Below are 19,089 nucleotides of genomic sequence, written 5' to 3'. Positions count from 1 at the left end.
AAATCAGAAAAGGGAAATTATGATTAAGGAGACTCAACATCAAATACCTGACGCAAATATGCGAGGAAGGTATCATTATCAGTCATCGTTTTTCCTGGACTATCAGAGAGTTTAGCTACCGATTGACCATTGCATTCGACTAACTTTAAAACAATATTCAAAGCAGTTTGTCCCATATCATTGGTGAGGTTAGTACCAATCCCGAAACTCACTTGGAAACGATCTTTAAAATATTGATGCAAATCCCATGCCTTCTCTAAGTTTAGACCATCACTGAAAGTGAGCATTTTAGTTTTGCTGTCAATTTTTAATTTTTTATAATGTGCGTAGGCTTTATCGCCCCACTCATATGGATCACCACTGTCATGTCGTAGACCATCAAACAATTTGGCAAAATACAAATCAAAGTCTCTTAGGAATGCATCCATACCAACAACATCTGTCAGTGCAATGCCTAAATCTCCGCGATATTCCTGCACCCAAGTTTCAAGTGCAGCTTTTTGGAAATCACGTAAGCGAACATCCAGTGCTTGGAAAGCTTGTAAAAATTCATGTGCCATCGTACCAATGGGTGTAATACTCAACTGCTTTGCCAATAAAACATTACTTGTGCCACGAAAAATATGTGGTGCAGCCTTATTAAACTCTTCCACCACATGTTTCTGCCAGTCAAAACTATAGCGACGGCGTGTTCCAAAATCGGAAACAAGAAATGGTGGATCATTCGGTTGTTGACTACTTTCATAGTGTTTCAACAATTCAATTTTAGCTTTAAGACGGCGCTCTCCTTCTGCCAATACCTGCTCATCGCGAATACGACGAAAATAGAGTTCATTGACGATTGCAAGCACGAAAATTTCAAACATCATTGCTTGAACCATAGGTCCTTCGATACGAATATCTAAACGGCCTTGATCATCTATACTGGCTTTAATAAAGCGGCGCTTAAGTTGGAATAATTCTAAATAGTCTACAAAATCACTTTTAATAAAGCGTAAACTTCTTAAATATTGTAATTCATCTTCTTTAAATTTGAGCTGACACAATAAATCTAACTGTTCGTTCAGTTCCTCTAATATATCCACGAGTGGATAGGCTGTATCTTCAAGGTTACGACAACGAAATTGATAGACACTATCCGTTTGAGGAAATTGATGTAATACCACTTGTAACATCGTGAATTTATACAAGTCAGTATCAAGTAAGGATTGAATAATGGCAGACATATTATTTTTCAGTTTTTAGCAACTTATTGCATTAAAGCACATTTTGTTGCGATTCATAGCTCGTTTTAGTAATTGTCGAAGATTATTCGACTAATTACTAAAACTTAAACTGATTATTTTTTTGCATTGTCTTGACTATATGACTCAGTCAAAGCTTTCAATGCTTTATCTTGCCCAATAACTTTTGCGAATTCTTCTGTGGTCTTGTGTCCTGTCTGTTTCGCTTGAGCATCACAATCGACCTGGCGTAATTGTTTGGCAATCGACCATTCAAGCTTAAAGATAGCACCCATCAAAGCTGTATTACCCTTATTATCACGAGCACAGCGGTCTGCGCCGTTTTCCAATAGAGTCGTTACAATATCTTGATGACCATAGTAGGTCGCCATCATTAATGGTGTAAAACCAGCATGGTTTTTAATATTGACTGGAAAACCATGTTTCAAAAATTCATGAATAACTTCTTTGTTTCCTGTTTTCGCTGCTGCAAAAAATAAGTCAATCACTTCTTTCTGATCTGATTGTTGTGAGCTACTGACAGACGTCGTTTGAGCTTGAAGCATTACTGAACTTAAACTCAGTAAAGCGATTAATAAACTATATACAATATTTTTCATTCTTCCCTCACCTGAGTTTAAATTCGATAACGAGTGCCTGTAAAACTCCCCTAGGGTTGCAGGAAAGGAATTGAGTTTTACAGGACTTTTTTGAGGTGACACCTTAGACCCTAATCACCAATTCAAGGACTAATCTTGATTAGTCTTTTAAAGCTGCCGCTTTCGCTTTAACAGTCGCTAAGTTACCGTTTACAGCTTTAGTCATACGTGTGCCGTAATCCGCATCTGCTTTATAGAAATAAGACAACATGATGTGTTTAGTTTCTGAATCTTTTACGTTACCAAGATCAGCTGCTAAGTTCATAATGAGGTCAGATTTCTCTTTAGCAGAGTATGAACGGTATAAATCACCCGCTTGCTTAAAGTTTTGCTCTTTCACACCACGTTGCTGAACCGTACCAGAAAGTGGAGTTTCAACAGCACGAGCTTTTGCTGTAGATGGTTTTGGTTCAATACGACTTGGTTCGTAATTCACATTAGATGTCGTAGCACCAACATTCATATAACCATCTTGGTTATTGTTGTTCACATTTACCAATGGACGGTTTACTGGAATTTGTTGGTGATTTGCACCTAAACGGTACATTTGTGTATCAGAGTAAGAGAAGATACGACCTTGAAGTAAGCGGTCTTCTGATGGCTCGATACCTGGTACTAAATTACCTGGTGCTAAAGCAACTTGTTCCGTTTCTTGGAAGAAATTCTTCGGCATACGATTTAATGTCAAAGTGCCCACTTTTGTTTCTGGTACTAAATCAGTAGGCCAGATTTTAGTTGGATCAAGTGGATCGAAATCGAAGCTATTCAAATCTTTAGGATCCAACACTTGGATATAAAGATCCCATTTCGGGAAATTGCCCGCATTGATGTTCTTATAAAGATCATTCGTTAAGTGGTTAAAGTCTTTACCTTGTAATTCAGCAGCTTCTTTAACGTTTAGACCTTTAACACCTTGCTTAGAACGGAAGTTAAATTTAACGTATTTATATTCGCCTTTGTCGTTGTACAATTTAAATGCATGTACACCGAAACCGTCTTGTTCACGGTAGCTCGTAGGAACACCTTGGTTACCATATACATAAGTCAACATATTTGTTGCCCATGGCTGGCTAGACAAGAAGTCAAATACGCGATTAGCGTCTTGAACGTTGTCAATTGGGCTTGGTTTCATTGCGTGGATGAAGTCTGGGAACTTGATCGCATCACGAATGAAGAATACAGGCGTTTGGTTACCAACTAAATCCCAGTTACCTTCTTGAGTATAAAACTTAATTGCGAAGCCATGTGGGTCACGTAAAGTTTCTGGAGAATGCTTACCATGAATTACTGTAGAGAAGCGTAAGAATACTGGAGTTTTCGTACCTGCTTTGAAAAGTGAAGCAATAGTAAGATCTGATAAATCTTTAGTTGCAACGAATTCACCATAAGCTCCCGTACCACGTGCGTGTACAACACGCTCAGGGATACGCTCACGACCGAAACGTTGAAGTTTTTGAATTAACTGTACATCTTGTAATAATACAGAACCATTTGGACCTGCAGTGATTGAGTTTTGGTTATCACCCACTGGTGCGCCGTTATCTTTTGTTAATGGTGCAGCTGATGCTGCTGTCGCAGTTGCAAGCATTGCAACCAACATTGAACGCTTAAACATCGTTTTCTCTCTCAAATTTACCTTTCCTGCACGCGTAAATTACCTTCTTTAACAAAATTGGTAAAAAGGTTAATTTTTATTATTTCAATCGCTTTATTAAATTAAAAGTATATACTCCAATTAATTATTTTTTTATCAATGACTTATGAGGATAGATGACGACTTTATCCCTTTTCTTTTTTCCAATTTGATACAATTCATTTGAATTAAAAAACATCAAACTTGGTTGAATTATGCGTGCTTTACTCCAACGCGTCCTTGAAGCGAAAGTCGTTGTGGATGGTGAGATTACTGGTCAAATCGAAAAAGGGATTTTAGTTTTTATTGGTATTGGCAAAGAAGATAACTTTGAAAAAGGTAAGAAGCTCATCGATAAGATTTTAAAATACCGTTTTTTTGATGATGACCAAGGAAAAATGGGTTGGAATCTTAGCCAAGCCGGAGGCGGATTATTATTAGTCTCGCAATTTACCCTGATGGCACAAACCCAAAAAGGTTTGCGTCCTGACTTCGGCCCTGCAATGCCGCCTCTCGAAGCAAAAGAACTGTATGAACAGTTAGTTGAATATGCTAAATCTCAGTTTGAACATGTACAAACAGGAATCTTTGCAGCGGATATGAAAGTGCATCTCATCAATGATGGTCCGGTAACCTTCAATCTTGAAGTTGAATGACTAAAAAAGCCCTCTGATGAGGGCTTTTTTTCTTGCATTTAAATACTCATCTCTAGAATCAAAACGAGAAAAGTCCGTATTTAGGTGCTGTATTACTTGCCTGTCTTTTCTTTAATAAATTGACGAGCAAATTGTATTTTTTCTTTTACAGGTTTAGGAATTTTTGGTGGAATTAATTTAGCGACTTGGTTAAACCATACCAATAAGCTGAAATCACCTTCCATTTTAATACTGCCATTTTGCATACCCGTCATGAATGCAGTTGGATCACCTTTCAACAGGGTTTTAACACCTTGCTCGCTATCAGCAAACTGAAGTACGAAATCTGCTTTCTCTGCATCACCTGAAACAGAATCAATCTGACCATTGTTGACTAAAATCTGACGTGCAACACCTAGATCTGTACCAATTTGAATACGGAACTGACGATCATGAATTAACTCAATAAATTTTGGACTCGTACGTGACAATTGTTTCATACGCAACGCCAAACCTAACACCAAAAGGTCTAGTGGATCTGTGCTTGCATCAACGATAGGTAATTTCACAACAGGTATTGAAGATAGTTTCATGACAATTTAAGTCCGTTTTTTTAATATCAAAAATAATTGATTCATCCTAGCATATCTTATAAGTAAGGAAATGCAGCTTTGTTTAACAAAACGTATAGGCAAAAAAAAGGTATATCATTTTGATACACCTTTAAATATAAAATTGTTACCACGCAGTTTTGGTCTACATATCATTTGTCATGAGTAGGATTTAATCGTCCTCATATACAGGAGTATGTTCAATATAACGACGATTTTCTAAAGCCTTTTGCGCACGACTATCTTCGCGAAGTAAGAAAGCCGTTAAAGCCACCATGGCTAAGCTAATCGCTGTTAAATAACTATATGCCAAAGACATGTCAAAGACGTGTTGGACACTATAACGAATACCTTCAAGTAAACCCCAGAAGACCATACCCGCCAACATAAACCCTAGCCAATGACGATAAGGTGAAAAGAATACGGCCGCCAATGCTACAGCGATCAGAGCAAATCCGAGTATCGTTGCAAAAGTTAAAGTGACCATAAAAATCTCCGTCAAAATTTAGATGTTTCAAATACTGCCTAATGGTGTTTCACAACAAATTAAATAACGCTTCACTTTCTTCAATGGTCTTGTTGGCGTCTATGAAAGCATTATGGTGAGTTTTTTTCAGAAAAAAAGACCTGATGCTTTTGTAAGCGACACATATTGTCGCAACATTCTTTTGTCATTACATTTTTTAAGATTAGACATTTTTCATAGAGTCAGAATCAGTCAAACTTGGCGTGTCATTACAAAAAAACACCTCGTAATTTTTTGTCAAAAACATCTTTTTTTCGATGATGACCATCTGTTTTTTCGTCTGAACTTAGCTGATTAAAATTTGTCTAAGAATGATTCACTTAGATAAAAAAAAGCGACCATTTGGTCGCCTTTTTAATAAGCTTTTTTTGATTTTAAGCTCGACTTAAATCTTTATCATGTACACCTAACAGGTACAGAACACCATCCAAACCAACACTTGAGATGGCTTGATTTGCATTTTGACGCACCAATGGTTTAGCACGGAATGCAACGCCCAAGCCCGCTATAGAGAGCATTGGCAAATCATTCGCACCATCACCTACTGCAATCGTTTGCTCAAGTGAAATGCCCATTTCATCCGCAATTTGGCCTAATAAAAATGCTTTACGAGCGCCATCCACAATATGCCCTTTAACTTCGCCAGTGACCTGCCCATCTTGAACATCCAAGATATTGGCATGAACTTCATCAATCCCAAGTTTTGCTTGTAAATATTCAGCGAAGTATTGGAAGCCACCAGATAAAATAGCCGTGCGATAACCCAAAGATTTCAGGGTTGAAATAAGACGTTCTGCACCTTCAGTAATCGTTAAACGTTCTGCAATTTTAGGCAATACAGAAGCATCCATACCTTTCAGTAGCGCCACACGCGCACGGAAACTGCTCTGAAAGTCCAGCTCACCTTGCATAGCACGCTCAGTAATTTCTGCGACTTGTGCACCGACACCTGCTTCAATTGCAAGCTCATCAATCACTTCTTGTTCGATCAGCGTTGAATCCATATCAAAGCAAACTAAACGACGATTACGACGGTACGGCGTGTCTTCTTGTACTGCAACATCGACACTAAGGTCATTTGATAAACTTAAACATGCCGCTCGCATCGTTGCAGCATCTAACATCTGACCGCTCAAACCAAATTGCACACAAGCACGTTTTGGTTCATTTTCAAAATGATTCAACGTTGGGCGACCAGACAAACGAGTGACTGTTTCAATATTAAACCCTTGACTTGAAACAATATTAGTCACTGCTTGCAAATGTGCTGCGGTAAGTTCAGGTGCCAATGCCGTCACGATATATCGTGTACGTCCACCCTCTTTCACCCATTGCTCATAATCTTCTGAATCGATCGGTTTAAAGCGCACAGTAAGACCAATATCGTGTGCTAAAATCAGAATATCTTTCATGGCCAAAGCCGTTGCTGTCTGGTCTTCGGAAGCAACCACGATGCCGAGAGTCAATTGGTTATGGATAACTGCTTGTCCTACATCTAAAATTTGCAAAGAATGTACGGACAACACCTGCATCAATCGAGTAAACTGATTCGGTTGGTCAGGTCCTAAAAATGAAATAAGAATGATTTCTCGCATGAATTGACTCGGGTCTGAGCTACGAATATTGTAAGAATCATAATCGAAATTGAATTAATTTTCTTTGGAAGTTTACGTTGAATGCGCCTAGACAAGGGCTATTTGCTAGCCTGCTGATTGTAAGTTTTGCCTTGCATACCTTTTTATTGGTTATTGCAACGACACATCAATTAAATGAAAACCGTGCAAGCCAAGGTTTGCTAATGACGACTCAACTGGTCGCAGATAGCTTAACTGAACTTGAACCTGCCAATACTGTATCTCTTGCATTATTAGCCAACCGCTATGCAACGAATCCAAGTGTTGCATATATACGTATTCTTGGCACAGGAGATCAAGTTCTCGCGACTGCAGGCTTGTCTAAGACGCGTCAGGGTGAAATCTTCGTTCGAGATGCACTACAAAATGAAAAGAAAATTGGCAGTGTGGAAATCACATTGGTTAAACCAAGTATCGGTGAAATATTAAGAACACAATGGCTGGCGATCCTCTCGTCACTCTTTATTCATGGCTTATTATGGTTGGCTTATCGTGCCATTGCTCGCCCTACTCGTAGCGAATATCTTGCGAGATTAAATAATGAGTCCCGTTTACGTCATGAGATCAAGCTGCTCACTGAAGCATTAGAACTGGAAAAGAGTCAGCCTAAACAACCTCATACGCCAGAGCAAAATAAAGAACAAGCTGCAATTACGCCAAAAGTACCGACTCTGCAGTTAGATCAGGATGCTTTATCCCTGAATATCCAATTTTATGATCCGAAACAATTAATTAATACGGTCAACAAATCTGTCTCTTTACCTTATTTTAATTTATGTCAAATTTTCTTAAATAAGAGCATCGAACTGTGTACAGCGCATTATCATTTGAATGTTGATGATATCGTTGTGAATCGTAGTTTTGATCAACAAGGCGCTGTCATCAGTATTTCTTCACTCAAGAATAACTCGATTGCTTGCATCTTAATGATTGGTTCGGTGTTTCAATTATTGTCAGAAGTACTCTATAAACGTTACCGTGAGGATAAACGGTTCGTATTGCAAACACGTTGTGCTGTAACCGCACCAGTGGAGGCAATGCAACTCGATTCAGTACAAGCGGCGGAAAGACTCACACATCACCTGATTGCGAAAGAAATGGCGCTATATTTGACCCACGATCAGTTAAAGCATATTGGTGAATGCTACCAATTGGTTCCGATGCCGAATCCAACCAGTGTGTTAACACGTCACGCTTTCATGATTAATGGTATGAACGAAGCCTGTGCCGAACTCGCACAAAATATCCGTACTGAGATTTTGAAAGGCAAAGCCCAAAGCTCCTCGACGGATCGTACAATCAGCTCTTAATTAGATTAAATTTTAATAAGTAAACCAGATTTGATGCTAAGTTAAATCTGGTTTTTCTTTTTAAAAGCTCACAGTCGTGAAAAGTTAGACTAAGCGTCTAGTTTGTATACAAAAGTGCTCTTTTGGTAATTTTATCTCTCTTTTCAATGTGCTATGAAGGTGTATGTTGGACTGTATTGAATGGTACAGTCATAAGCATAGGCAAACTGACTAAAAAAGCGTTAGACTATGGCGCAACAAATTTATTCAAATGTCAGAATGACATAACAAAAAGGTGAAGGTTGATGTCGCTCAATACTGTAGAAGAACTTGTAGCAGATATCCGTGCAGGAAAAATGGTCATCCTGATGGATGATGAAGATCGTGAAAATGAAGGCGACCTCGTTATTGCTGCAACGCACGTACGACCTGAAGACATTAATTTCATGATCACGCATGCTCGTGGCTTGGTTTGCTTAACGTTAAGTCGTGAACGCTGCAAACAATTAAATTTACCGTTAATGGTTGATGCGAACGGCGCTCAACACGGGACAAACTTCACGCTTTCTATTGAAGCTGCAAATGGCATTTCTACAGGTATTTCTCCAGCAGAACGTGCGCACACGATTCAAACAGCAGTTGCGGCACATGCAAAACCAGCAGATATCGTTCAGCCAGGCCATATTTTTCCACTCATGGCACAACCAGGTGGTGTGCTCCATCGTGCAGGTCATACCGAAGCAGGTTGTGATTTAGCTCGTCTTGCAGGTCTTGAACCAGCTTCTGTGATTTGTGAAATTATCAATGAAGACGGGACTATGGCCCGTCGTGCTGACCTTGAAATTTTTGCTGAAAAACACGGTCTAAAAATTGGTACAATTGCTGATCTTATTCACTACCGTATGACCAATGAACAAACGGTAGAGCGTTTGGATCAACAAAAACTCGATACCGAGTATGGTACTTTTGATCTTTACCGTTATCGTGAAGTCGGGAATCCTGATATTCATTTGGCATTGGTTAAAGGTCAACCTGAAGAAGGTGTGACGACTGTTCGCGTTCATGGCTTCAATCCAGCGCGAGACTTATTAAAACTTAATAAGCAAGATGGTGAAGCAGCTTGGAACTTAGATCGTGCTTTAAAAGAAATTGCTCAAAGCGATCGTGGTGTCTTGGTATGGATTGGACAACGTCAGCCGTCTGATTTAGGTCCAGCATTAGAAGCATTAACTGCGCCAAAACCAGCCAAGTCAAATGCTGCCTTATCTCAGCAATACCAAACTATTGGTGTGGGTGCACAAATTTTACGTGATTTAGGCGTACAGAAAATGAAGCTCCTGAGCTCACCTTTACGCTTCAATGCATTGTCTGGCTTTAATTTAGAAGTGGTCGAATACATCACAGCTGATCAGAGCTCTCATTCATAACTCTTATTAAATATCGAGGTTGCTATGGCGATTCGCCGTATTGAAGGTTTATTACATCTCGCGAGCGAAGATCGTTACGCGATTCTAGTTGGTCGTTTTAACAGCTTTGTTGTTGAACATTTATTAGAAGGTGCAATTGATACATTGCATCGACATGGTGTTAAAGACGATAATATCACTGTCGTTCACGCGCCAGGCGCTTGGGAACTTCCGGTTGTGGCGAAAAAACTCGCAAATTCTGGTAAGTTTGATGCGGTAATTGCACTTGGTGCAGTTATTCGCGGTAGCACTCCTCACTTTGACTTTGTTGCTGGTGAATGTGCAAAAGGCCTTGGTGTTGTTGGTTTAGAAGCTGGTTTACCTGTAATCAATGGCGTATTGACTACAGACAGCATTGAACAAGCCATCGAGCGTTCAGGTACAAAAGCAGGTAATAAAGGTGGTGAAGCTGCCTTGACTGCAATTGAAATGGTTAACTTGCTAAAGGCGATCTAAAGCATGTCGCAGACACTCCAAGCTACTTATGCAGCTAAACGCAAAGCACGTCGTTTTGCTGTACAAGGGATTTATGAATGGCAAATGAGCCACAACCCTGTGCATGAAATTGAAGCACGTACACGTGCTGAAAATGCCATGCATAAAGTGGATCTCAGCTATTATCACGAGTTGCTCACACAAGTGATTGCAAATCATGAAGCATTGGATGCGTTATTAATTCCAGTACTAGATCGTGAGATCTCGGCACTGGACGGCGTTGAATTAGCTACTTTGCGTCTTGGCGCGTATGAATTGAAAGAGCATCTTGAAATTCCATATCGCGTCGTTCTCGATGAAGCAATTGAATTGGCTAAACACTTCGGCGGTGCAGATAGTCACAAATACATCAATGGTGTATTAGACCGTTTGGCACAAAGCCTACGTGAAGCAGAAAAGCAACAAGCAAAATAAGTTGTTGTTGAAATGGCTGAGTTTTCTATTATTGACACCTATTTCAATCGACCGAGTTATTCTTCAGTCGATCTAGGTGTCGGTGATGACTCAGCCCTGCTCACCCCGCCTCCACAGCAACAATTGGTCATTTGTGCCGATACCCTCGTTGCTGGTCGACATTTCCCCATCGATACAGATCCCCATGCGATTGGATGGAAATCTGTAGCTGTGAATCTTTCAGACATTGCAGCCATGGGTGCAAAACCTCAAAGCATTCTCTTGGCATTGAGCCTACCCCAAATTGATCATCACTGGCTAAAAGGGTTTAGTCAGGGTTTGTATGATTGTTGCGATCAATTTGGAGTAAGTTTAATTGGCGGCGACACAACGCAAAGCCCACATCTCACATTATCAGTTACCGCTCTAGGCTGGGTGGATATTGGAAAAGCCGTGCCACGTTCTGGTGCTCAAGCAGGTGATTTAATCTGTGTATCCGGCACTGTCGGTGATGCTGCATTCGGATTAAAATATCCCGATCATGCTTTAAAAAAACGTCTCGATTATCCCACTCCACGTTGTGAACTCGGTCAAGCGCTTAAAGGATTGGCGCATAGTATGATTGACGTATCCGATGGTTTAGCACAAGATCTAGGACATATTCTCAAAGCATCTCATGTTGGTGCCGACCTACACTTAGATCAACTTCCACTTAGTCCTGCCTTACAAGCATTGCCCAATCAACAAAAATGGCAATTGGCTTTAGCAGGTGGTGATGATTATGAATTGTGTTTTACCATTCCTTCACCTGCCTTGGATGAATTAAAAGCTCGACACTGCGATACACCGATCACGGTGATTGGTGTCGTAAAAGAGACTCAGCAATTAGATTTTTATCATCATCAACAACCACAAGAACTAGAATTACAGGGATATCAGCACTTTGCCAAAACAACCAATTAATTTTAAAGCGATGACTTGGTCTGAACGTTTCATTGTTTTTTGTGGCGTTGGATTCGGCTCTGGTTTGGCACCAAAAGCACCGGGTACTTTTGGTTCAGCTTTTGCGTTGCTGTTTATCCCTGCTTTCATGACAATAGGTTTTTTGTATAGTACGATTGCCATAATCGTTATGTCATTGATTGGAATATATATTTGTGGAAGAGCCGCTGATATAATGCGCGTCCATGATGACGGACGAATTGTGTGGGATGAATTTGCGGGGCAATCGATCACGTTTCTCCCTTTAATCTACCTAGGCCTAATGAATTGGGTATGGCTATTGGTCGGTTTTGCACTTTTCCGTCTCTTTGATGTTTGGAAACCTTGGCCGATTCGCGTCATTGATCGTCAAGTCGACGGTGGTTTCGGCATTATGCTTGATGACCTGATCGCAGGTTTGTGGGCAGCACTTTGTATTATAATTTATCTCTATATTGATATGGCTTAAGCCAAGCTCCAAAGAAAGGATGTTGTATGTCAACCACAGTTGTTATTCTTGCTGCAGGTAAAGGGACGCGAATGCGTTCAAAACTACCAAAAGTATTACAGCCTTTAGCAGGACGTCCACTCTTAGGGCATGTCATTGAAACCGCAAAAAAAATACAAGCTGAAAATATTATTACTATTTTCGGTCACGGCGGCGCTCTAGTTAAACAAGCATTTTCGACAGAAAATATTGACTGGGTTGAACAAGCTGAACAACTTGGTACAGGTCACGCTGTTCAAATGACCTTACCTGTCTTACCCAAAGATGGTATTTCTTTAATTTTATCCGGCGATGTGCCTTGTATTACAGCCGATACATTACAAAAATTACTTGAAGCAACACAATCTAAAGGTATTGGCTTAGTCACACTTACACTAGACGATGCTTCAGGTTACGGTCGTATCGTGAGAGAAAATGGTAAAATCCAAGCCATTGTTGAACATAAAGATGCTTCTGAAGCGCAACGTTTAATTCAAGAAATTAATACTGGCATTTATGCAGTAAGCAATGCCAAATTGCACGAGTGGTTGCCACGTCTGAATAATAATAATGCGCAAGGCGAATACTATTTAACAGATATCGTAGCAATGGCTATTAACGATGGACTCGAAATTGCTTCAGTTGAACCTGCTTTAGCTTTCGAAGTTGAAGGTGTAAATGATCGTGTGCAATTGGCAGCATTGGAAAGAGAATACCAAAACTACCAAGCGAAATTACTGATGCAGCAAGGTGTACATTTGATCGATCCGAGTCGTTTCGATCTCCGAGGTTCACTCAAGGTTGGTCAAGATGTGCGTATCGATATCAATGTCATTATCGAGGGCGAATGTGAACTTGGTGACAATGTCGAAATCGGTGCAGGATGTGTAATTAAAAACTCCAAAATTGCTGCAGGCACGAAAGTTCAACCGTATAGCGTATTTGATTCAGCCATTGTGGGTGAGCAGACTCAAATTGGACCATTCGCACGTTTGCGCCCTGGTGCTAAATTGGCAAATGAAGTACACATTGGCAACTTTGTTGAAGTGAAAAACACCACCATTGGTTTAGGCTCTAAAGCCAATCATTTTACGTACTTAGGTGATGCTGAAGTGGGTGAGGGTTCAAATATCGGCGCGGGTACGATCACATGTAATTATGATGGTGCCAACAAGTTTAAAACGATCATTGGTGACCAAGCCTTTATAGGTTCAAACAGCTCTTTAGTCGCGCCGGTTAAAATTGGTAATGGTGCAACAGTTGGTGCTGGATCGACGATTACTCGTGATGTGGATGATCATAGTTTAGCCGTAGAACGCTCTAAACAATTTGTGAAAGACAATTATCCACGTCCACAAAAGATTAAGAATTAAGGGGATTACAATATGTGTGGTATCGTCGGCGGTGTAGCAGAACGAAGCATAACGAATATTCTAATTGAAGGCTTAAAGCGTCTTGAATACCGTGGTTATGACTCAGCGGGATTAGCTTTAATCAATGCAGGTCAAGTTTTACGTGAACGTCGTGTCGGTAAAGTTATCAACCTTGAAGAAGCGGTTTCAGAAGCAGCGATCACTGGCGCGCTTGGTATCGCACATACACGTTGGGCTACTCATGGCAAACCTACAGAAAATAATGCACATCCGCATATATCTGGTCAAGTCGCTGTGGTACATAACGGTATTATTGAAAATTACCAAGAGCTTAAAGATGATCTTGAAGCATTAGGATATGTGTTTACATCCCAAACAGATACTGAAGTTGTTGCACACTTAGTTCATGATGCACTGAAGTCTGCTCCTAACCTGCTTAAAGCCGTTGAACAAGTTGTGCCTCAACTCAAAGGTGCATTTGCACTCGGTATCGTACATACAGATTACCCAAATGAATTGATCACTGTTCGTGAAGGTTCACCGCTCGTGATCGGTGTGGGAATTGGTGAGAACTTTATCAGTTCTGATCAATTGGCCCTATTACCGATTACCAATCGTTTTATATACCTTGAAGAAGGTGATATTGCGCGTTTAACACGTGATACGATTGAAGTCTATGTACAAGGTGAGCGCGTTGAACGCCCTGTCAAAGAACTTGATGCGACAGTGAGTAATGCTTCAAAAGGTGAATATAAGCATTACATGCTGAAAGAAATTTATGAGCAACCTGAAGCGATCAAGCAAACCATCTCTCAAGCCTTAAATGCCGATCACTTACGTGATGATTTTCTTGCAAATGCTGTAGAAGATTTTTCTCAGATTCAGCAAGTTCAAATCATCGCTTGCGGTACCAGTTACCATGCAGGCATGATCGCAAAATATTGGTTTGAACAACTGATTGATGTACCTTGTCAAGTTGAAATTGCAAGTGAGTTCCGCTATCGCACTCCAGTCATCGTGAACAATACACTCTATGTGTGTATTTCTCAATCAGGTGAAACTGCCGACACATTGGCTGCTCTTCGTGATACACAAAAACGTGCCAAAGCGAAAAATATTAATATCACCACGATGACGATCTGTAACGTTGCAACATCTTCCATGGTGCGTGAAACAGATTACAGCTTATTGACATTAGCAGGTCCAGAAATTGGGGTTGCGTCGACCAAAGCATTCACCACACAACTTGCTGCCTTGATGCTTCTCGTGCTTAAGTTCGGTCAAGTTAAACAAACGATTTCTAATAAACAAGTATCAGAAATCATTACTGGATTGTGGCATACACCTAAAGTGATTCTTGACACATTACAATGTGATAAAGAAATTTTACGCCTATCTGAATTATTTGTTGAAAAACAACATTGCCTATTTTTAGGTCGTGGAACACAGTTCCCAATCGCGCTTGAAGGAGCGCTTAAACTGAAAGAAATTTCATATATTCATGCTGAAGGTTATGCAGCTGGTGAGTTGAAACACGGCCCATTGGCCTTAGTTGATAATGATATGCCTGTTGTCATTCTTGCTCCTCAGGATGACATGCTTGATAAGCTCAAATCAAATATGGAAGAGGTTCAAGCACGTGGTGGTGAGCTGTTTGTATTTGCAGATGAAAATAGTGGCATTAAGGAGAAAGAGCGCCAACACGTCGTTCAAGTTCCGAGCGTTTCAGCACTATTATCACCAATCGTATACAGTATTCCTGTGCAGCTTTTGTCTTATCATGTCGCTGTACTACGTGGTACCGATGTAGATCAGCCGCGTAACTTAGCAAAGTCAGTTACGGTTGAATAATTCAATTTGATCTACACTTAAAAAGATCGATAATGAAAATTATCGGTCTTTTTTTTATCAAATGAAATATCTTATCAGTGCATGTTTAGTCGGACATCCAGTTCGCTACGATGGTCAACATTGCCTTCAAGAAAAAATTAAAACGCTGATTGATGCCAATCAGGCCGTCGTAATCTGCCCTGAAATTTCTGGAGGACTTAGCACTCCCAGAGCCCCTGCTGAAATTCAAAAAGGAACAGGCTCCGATGTTTTGAGTGGCCATGCAAAAGTATTTGATCTTTCGGGAAAAGATGTTACCGAAGCATTTATTTTAGGTGCCAAACAGACCTTAGCTTTTGCGAAAAAACATGGGATTACTCATGCGATTTTGAAAGCTAAAAGTCCATCATGTGGTTTTGGTCAGATTTATGATGGCTCTTTTTCGGGGTCAAAAATAAATGCGGACGGTGTTACAGCAGCGCTTTTAAAGCAACATGGTATTCACATCATGACTGAAAAAGAATTTCTAGATCAGTTAATGAAATAAAATCAGCTACTTAATCACATCATCGTCATATTCATGTTTTTTAAGGTGAGCTTTGTCACGCGTCGCCCAATAACTCGCCAAGATGGGTCCCGAAATATTGTGCCATAAACTAAAAATCGCACTTGGAAGTGCTGTAATGGGTGTTGCCGCAAAATGAACCGCAGCTAAAGCAACGCCTAAGCCAGAATTTTGCATCCCTACTTCTATCGAAACTGCTTTAGCATCTGCTTGATTAAGCTGCAATAATTTTGCAGCCCAATAACCTATAAAATATCCTAATCCATTATGTAAAATTACAACAGCAAGGATCAGTAACCCTGACTGTAAAATTTGCATTTTGCTTCCAGCAATAATCGCAGCCACAATCAATACAATCGCGATGACTGAAACCATAGGCATCATTGCGATATATCGATCTATTTTTTGCTTAAATAGGCCGCTCACGATCACCCCTAAAATGATAGGGAACAAAATCACTTGCATTACCGATACAAGCATTGCTACCGCATCTATATCGATCCACTGACTCGCTAAGAGATAAAAAATCAATGGTGTCAGCAAAGGTGCTAACATCGTTGAAACTGAGGTACACGCGACGGACAAAGCCACATTTGCCTTTGCCATATAAGCAATGACGTTAGATGCTGTACCTCCGGGACAACATCCAACAAGGAGTACGCCAACGGCAATTTCAGCGGGTAATCGAAATGCTATGCACAATCCCCATGCCAATAATGGCATCACTATAAATTGAGCACTCACGCCAACGGCAACCGCCTTAGGCTGGCTGAAAACACTTTTAAAATCTTCCCACGACAGGGTCATTCCCATGCCAAACATGATAATCCCGAGCATCCAAGTGATATAAGACTTAAGCCAAATAAAAGCTTCTGGCATATACATGGCAATTCCCGCAAATAGGAGTACCCACAGCGCAAAGGTTTTCTGCACGAATTGATTGATAGCTTTCATTTAGAAGTTCACTTGTTGGATTAACGACGTATGATCTTGAGCCATGCCTTTAAATGGTCTGCGCTGAGTGTCTGAGAGTCATCAGTTCTTTGGCGTAAATTCGTTTCACACCTTGTGCAAGCATTTCTTGCCATGCATGTTGCAACGAACCATTTAAATCGATGCCTTTAGTCGCATCTGACACGACATAACTGTTAAAACCTAATTTTGCAGCATCAATTGCCGTCCAAGCCACACAAAAATCAGTGGCGATCCCGACAATGAAGATGTCACGAATTCCACGCTCACGCAGATAACCTGCTAAGCCAGTCGATGTTCGATGATCAGCTTCTAAAAAGGCAGAATAACTATCAATATGTGGATGAAAACCTTTACGAATGACCAACTGCGCTTTGGATATATTCAAGTCTGGATGAAAATCTGCATCATGTGTACCCTGCACACAATGTGAAGGCCATAACACCTGGCGGCCATAAGCTAATTCAATCGTATCATAAGCAGACTTTCCAGGATGATTTTCAAAAAATGAAATATGGTCTTGAGGATGCCAATCTTGGGTAAGGACAACATTATCAAAATGCCGAGCAAGTGAATTAATGGTTGGAATAATTTGATCTGAATTTGCTACCGCCAAATTTCCCCCAGGGGTAAATCCATTCTGAACATCAACAACGATAAGTGCACTTTGTTGTGGTTGGAACATCCTTTTCAGCTCCCAATATTTTTAAAATTGTTAGGGACTATTGCATAGGATCAAGAGAACTACAATTGCTTGAGTTGAAAATTTGATATCAAAATTCTATAAAAAAAGCCTGCATCAAGCAGGCTTTAATCTATGTTTTTGTCTTAATTCTGGATACGACGTACCAACATTAACATGAAGATTGCAGAAATAATAATACAAGGGATTGCTGCAGAGATTACGCCTGCTGCACCAAATCCAGCCGTTAATAATGATCCTGCAATTGCTGGCCCAAGCATAGCACCGATACGACCTACTGCTGATGCTACACCAACACCTGTACCACGTACTTCTGTTGGGTACACAATACCACCAAATGCGTAAAGCACGCCTTGACAGCCAATCACGAAAGCACCAACCAATGCTGAAGCCAAATACATTTGTGTGAGTGAGCTTGCTGCATTCAACGCAAGAAGGCCAGCCAAAATACCACCGTACATTAACAAGATCACATAAGCTTTTTTCCAGCGGTCAGTTAATACACCTAAAATCACAGTACCTACAGTAGCACTTACCATGAAGTAGAATTGCGCTGTCGCACCTTCTTTTCTCGAAAAACCTAATTCTTGGAATAGAGAAGGTAACCAGCTGAGCATGATGTAAACCACCATGAGCGTGAAGAAATAGCTACACCAGATGAACATCGTACGAAGAAGATTCTGTGAATTAAACAAATCTTTAAACGAACCTTGTGGAGCTTCTGCAATTTCAGCTTCAGTTCTATTTTGCGTTTTCAAGAATTCTTTAGATTCAGGTAAGAATTTCATCATCACTGGTATAACAATTAATGGTAATAAACCACCAAGATAGAAAATATTTTTCCAGTTAGCACCGAAATCTGTACTTGCAATTAAAGATAAGATCGCAGCACCGACAGGCATACCGCAATACATTAGCCCTACAGCACGACCACGATTTTGTGGGGTTACAGCTTCAGAAGCCAAAGTGATGAGAATTGGCATTGCTGCACCTAGTCCTGCACCTGCAAGGAAACGTACAGCCAATAAACTGTTAAAACTATTTACCCATACCGTACATAAAGTGAATACAGCGAAAACAGCAACAGACCAAATTAAAACTGTTTTACGACCAATACGGTCCGCAATACGCCCACCTACCAGTGCCCCAGGTAACAGACCTAAAATACCAGCACTAAAAAACACACCTAATTGTGAACTATCTAAACCAAAATGTTCACGAATACCCGCAGCTGCAATACCAGCAGCCTGAATATCTAAGCCTTCAATTACTGCAATGAGGAAGCAGATACCTACCGTCAAAATTGCATGTTTGTTACTTACTGATTCTTGCATTGAACTTCCCTCACTCATCAGCATTTGAGTCCGATGCCCGATTATCTATGTAAGTCAATGAAAGTGAGAGTTATCAAATGGTGTAATAAAATGTAATCAAAATAAGATTAAATTTCATACCTCTTGCCAACCAAAATAAATTCTAGTCTTCAAAACGATTAATTATTTTTTTTATTTAGGAAAAAACCAAGAAAAATCTATTATAAAATCTATAAGTATTAGAATAATTTAACCTTTAAGTAAAAAAAATAAGACGTTTTATAAATTATAATAATCACAT

General features: G+C 40.1%; 19 protein-coding genes. 10 read left to right on the top strand and 9 right to left on the bottom strand.

Annotation, left to right across the window (positions count from 1 at the left end; all coding sequences use genetic code 11):
- Positions 1 to 23: 23 nt before the first annotated feature.
- The 3 genes from pncB to AC1M85_RS00470 form a co-directional block, all read right to left on the bottom strand.
- Positions 24 to 1,226, bottom strand: coding sequence for a nicotinate phosphoribosyltransferase (gene pncB / locus AC1M85_RS00480; RefSeq protein WP_488213348.1), 1,203 nt, complete (start codon positions 1,224 to 1,226; stop codon positions 24 to 26).
- Between the two features lie 113 nt (positions 1,227 to 1,339).
- Positions 1,340 to 1,843 carry an ankyrin repeat domain-containing protein gene (locus tag AC1M85_RS00475; RefSeq protein ID WP_092766558.1) on the bottom strand — a complete coding sequence of 168 codons (504 nt, stop codon included), beginning with the start codon at positions 1,841 to 1,843 and terminating at the stop codon, positions 1,340 to 1,342.
- Positions 1,844 to 1,982: 139 nt separating this feature from the next.
- Positions 1,983 to 3,497, bottom strand: a complete 1,515-nt coding sequence (locus AC1M85_RS00470) for a catalase (protein ID WP_180028376.1) — start codon at positions 3,495 to 3,497, stop codon at positions 1,983 to 1,985.
- Between the two features lie 233 nt (positions 3,498 to 3,730).
- Between AC1M85_RS00470 and dtd the strand changes: the two genes are divergently transcribed.
- Positions 3,731 to 4,171, top strand: a complete 441-nt coding sequence (gene dtd / locus AC1M85_RS00465) for a D-aminoacyl-tRNA deacylase (RefSeq protein WP_035264810.1) — start codon at positions 3,731 to 3,733, stop codon at positions 4,169 to 4,171.
- Positions 4,172 to 4,263: 92 nt separating this feature from the next.
- On the opposite strand, the gene AC1M85_RS00460 is transcribed toward dtd, so the two are convergent.
- From AC1M85_RS00460 to serB, 3 genes are all read right to left on the bottom strand, one after another.
- The gene (locus tag AC1M85_RS00460; protein ID WP_481592791.1) at positions 4,264 to 4,743 is read right to left on the bottom strand and encodes an SCP-2 sterol transfer family protein; all 480 of its coding nucleotides are present in this window, start codon (positions 4,741 to 4,743) and stop codon (positions 4,264 to 4,266) included.
- 190 nt (positions 4,744 to 4,933) lie between these two features.
- On the bottom strand, positions 4,934 to 5,248 hold the full coding sequence (gene aciT / locus AC1M85_RS00455; protein WP_035264816.1) for a ciprofloxacin tolerance protein AciT: 315 nt from the start codon (positions 5,246 to 5,248) through the stop codon (positions 4,934 to 4,936).
- Positions 5,249 to 5,661: 413 nt separating this feature from the next.
- Positions 5,662 to 6,882, bottom strand: a complete 1,221-nt coding sequence (serB, locus tag AC1M85_RS00450) for a phosphoserine phosphatase SerB (protein ID WP_035264823.1) — start codon at positions 6,880 to 6,882, stop codon at positions 5,662 to 5,664.
- 77 nt (positions 6,883 to 6,959) lie between these two features.
- Between serB and AC1M85_RS00445 the strand changes: the two genes are divergently transcribed.
- The 9 genes from AC1M85_RS00445 to AC1M85_RS00405 all read left to right on the top strand — a co-directional run bounded on the left by AC1M85_RS00445 (position 6,960) and on the right by AC1M85_RS00405 (position 15,782).
- Positions 6,960 to 8,231, top strand: a complete 1,272-nt coding sequence (locus tag AC1M85_RS00445; protein WP_092766563.1) for a hypothetical protein — start codon at positions 6,960 to 6,962, stop codon at positions 8,229 to 8,231.
- Between the two features lie 284 nt (positions 8,232 to 8,515).
- Positions 8,516 to 9,637 (top strand): bifunctional 3,4-dihydroxy-2-butanone-4-phosphate synthase/GTP cyclohydrolase II, encoded by a 1,122-nt coding sequence (gene ribBA / locus AC1M85_RS00440; RefSeq protein WP_035264829.1) that lies wholly within the window; start codon positions 8,516 to 8,518, stop codon positions 9,635 to 9,637.
- Positions 9,638 to 9,661: 24 nt separating this feature from the next.
- Complete coding sequence (gene ribH / locus AC1M85_RS00435; protein WP_035264832.1) at positions 9,662 to 10,132, top strand: 6,7-dimethyl-8-ribityllumazine synthase; 471 nt, start codon at positions 9,662 to 9,664, stop codon at positions 10,130 to 10,132.
- A 3-nt stretch (positions 10,133 to 10,135) separates the two neighbouring features.
- Positions 10,136 to 10,585, top strand: coding sequence for a transcription antitermination factor NusB (gene nusB / locus AC1M85_RS00430; RefSeq protein ID WP_035264834.1), 450 nt, complete (start codon positions 10,136 to 10,138; stop codon positions 10,583 to 10,585).
- Between the two features lie 12 nt (positions 10,586 to 10,597).
- A complete protein-coding gene (thiL, locus tag AC1M85_RS00425) occupies positions 10,598 to 11,527 on the top strand; it encodes a thiamine-phosphate kinase (protein WP_092766564.1) in 930 nt (309 codons plus the stop codon).
- A 10-nt stretch (positions 11,528 to 11,537) separates the two neighbouring features.
- Entirely contained in the window at positions 11,538 to 12,014 is a 477-nt protein-coding gene (locus AC1M85_RS00420; RefSeq protein WP_481590207.1) for a phosphatidylglycerophosphatase A family protein, read from the top strand.
- A 26-nt stretch (positions 12,015 to 12,040) separates the two neighbouring features.
- The gene (glmU, locus tag AC1M85_RS00415; protein ID WP_035264841.1) at positions 12,041 to 13,405 is read left to right on the top strand and encodes a bifunctional UDP-N-acetylglucosamine diphosphorylase/glucosamine-1-phosphate N-acetyltransferase GlmU; all 1,365 of its coding nucleotides are present in this window, start codon (positions 12,041 to 12,043) and stop codon (positions 13,403 to 13,405) included.
- Positions 13,406 to 13,417: 12 nt separating this feature from the next.
- A complete protein-coding gene (glmS, locus tag AC1M85_RS00410) occupies positions 13,418 to 15,256 on the top strand; it encodes a glutamine--fructose-6-phosphate transaminase (isomerizing) (RefSeq protein ID WP_481591983.1) in 1,839 nt (612 codons plus the stop codon).
- 61 nt (positions 15,257 to 15,317) lie between these two features.
- Positions 15,318 to 15,782, top strand: a complete 465-nt coding sequence (locus tag AC1M85_RS00405; RefSeq protein ID WP_481591984.1) for a 2-thiouracil desulfurase family protein — start codon at positions 15,318 to 15,320, stop codon at positions 15,780 to 15,782.
- A 6-nt stretch (positions 15,783 to 15,788) separates the two neighbouring features.
- Here AC1M85_RS00405 and AC1M85_RS00400 read toward each other — a convergent pair whose 3' ends face one another.
- From AC1M85_RS00400 to mhpT, 3 genes are all read right to left on the bottom strand, one after another.
- Complete coding sequence (locus AC1M85_RS00400; RefSeq protein ID WP_481954355.1) at positions 15,789 to 16,754, bottom strand: bile acid:sodium symporter family protein; 966 nt, start codon at positions 16,752 to 16,754, stop codon at positions 15,789 to 15,791.
- A gap of 49 nt (positions 16,755 to 16,803) precedes the next feature.
- Positions 16,804 to 17,457, bottom strand: coding sequence for a bifunctional nicotinamidase/pyrazinamidase (gene pncA, locus AC1M85_RS00395; RefSeq protein ID WP_488213347.1), 654 nt, complete (start codon positions 17,455 to 17,457; stop codon positions 16,804 to 16,806).
- A 143-nt stretch (positions 17,458 to 17,600) separates the two neighbouring features.
- Positions 17,601 to 18,809, bottom strand: a complete 1,209-nt coding sequence (mhpT, locus tag AC1M85_RS00390; RefSeq protein WP_035264856.1) for a 3-(3-hydroxy-phenyl)propionate transporter MhpT — start codon at positions 18,807 to 18,809, stop codon at positions 17,601 to 17,603.
- Positions 18,810 to 19,089 lie beyond the last annotated feature (280 nt).

It is taken from the genome of Acinetobacter sp. 24-47-64, from assembly GCF_057737055.1.
Note: the sequence above shows the minus strand (reverse complement) of the source record. Positions and strands in the feature narration are given on the sequence as shown.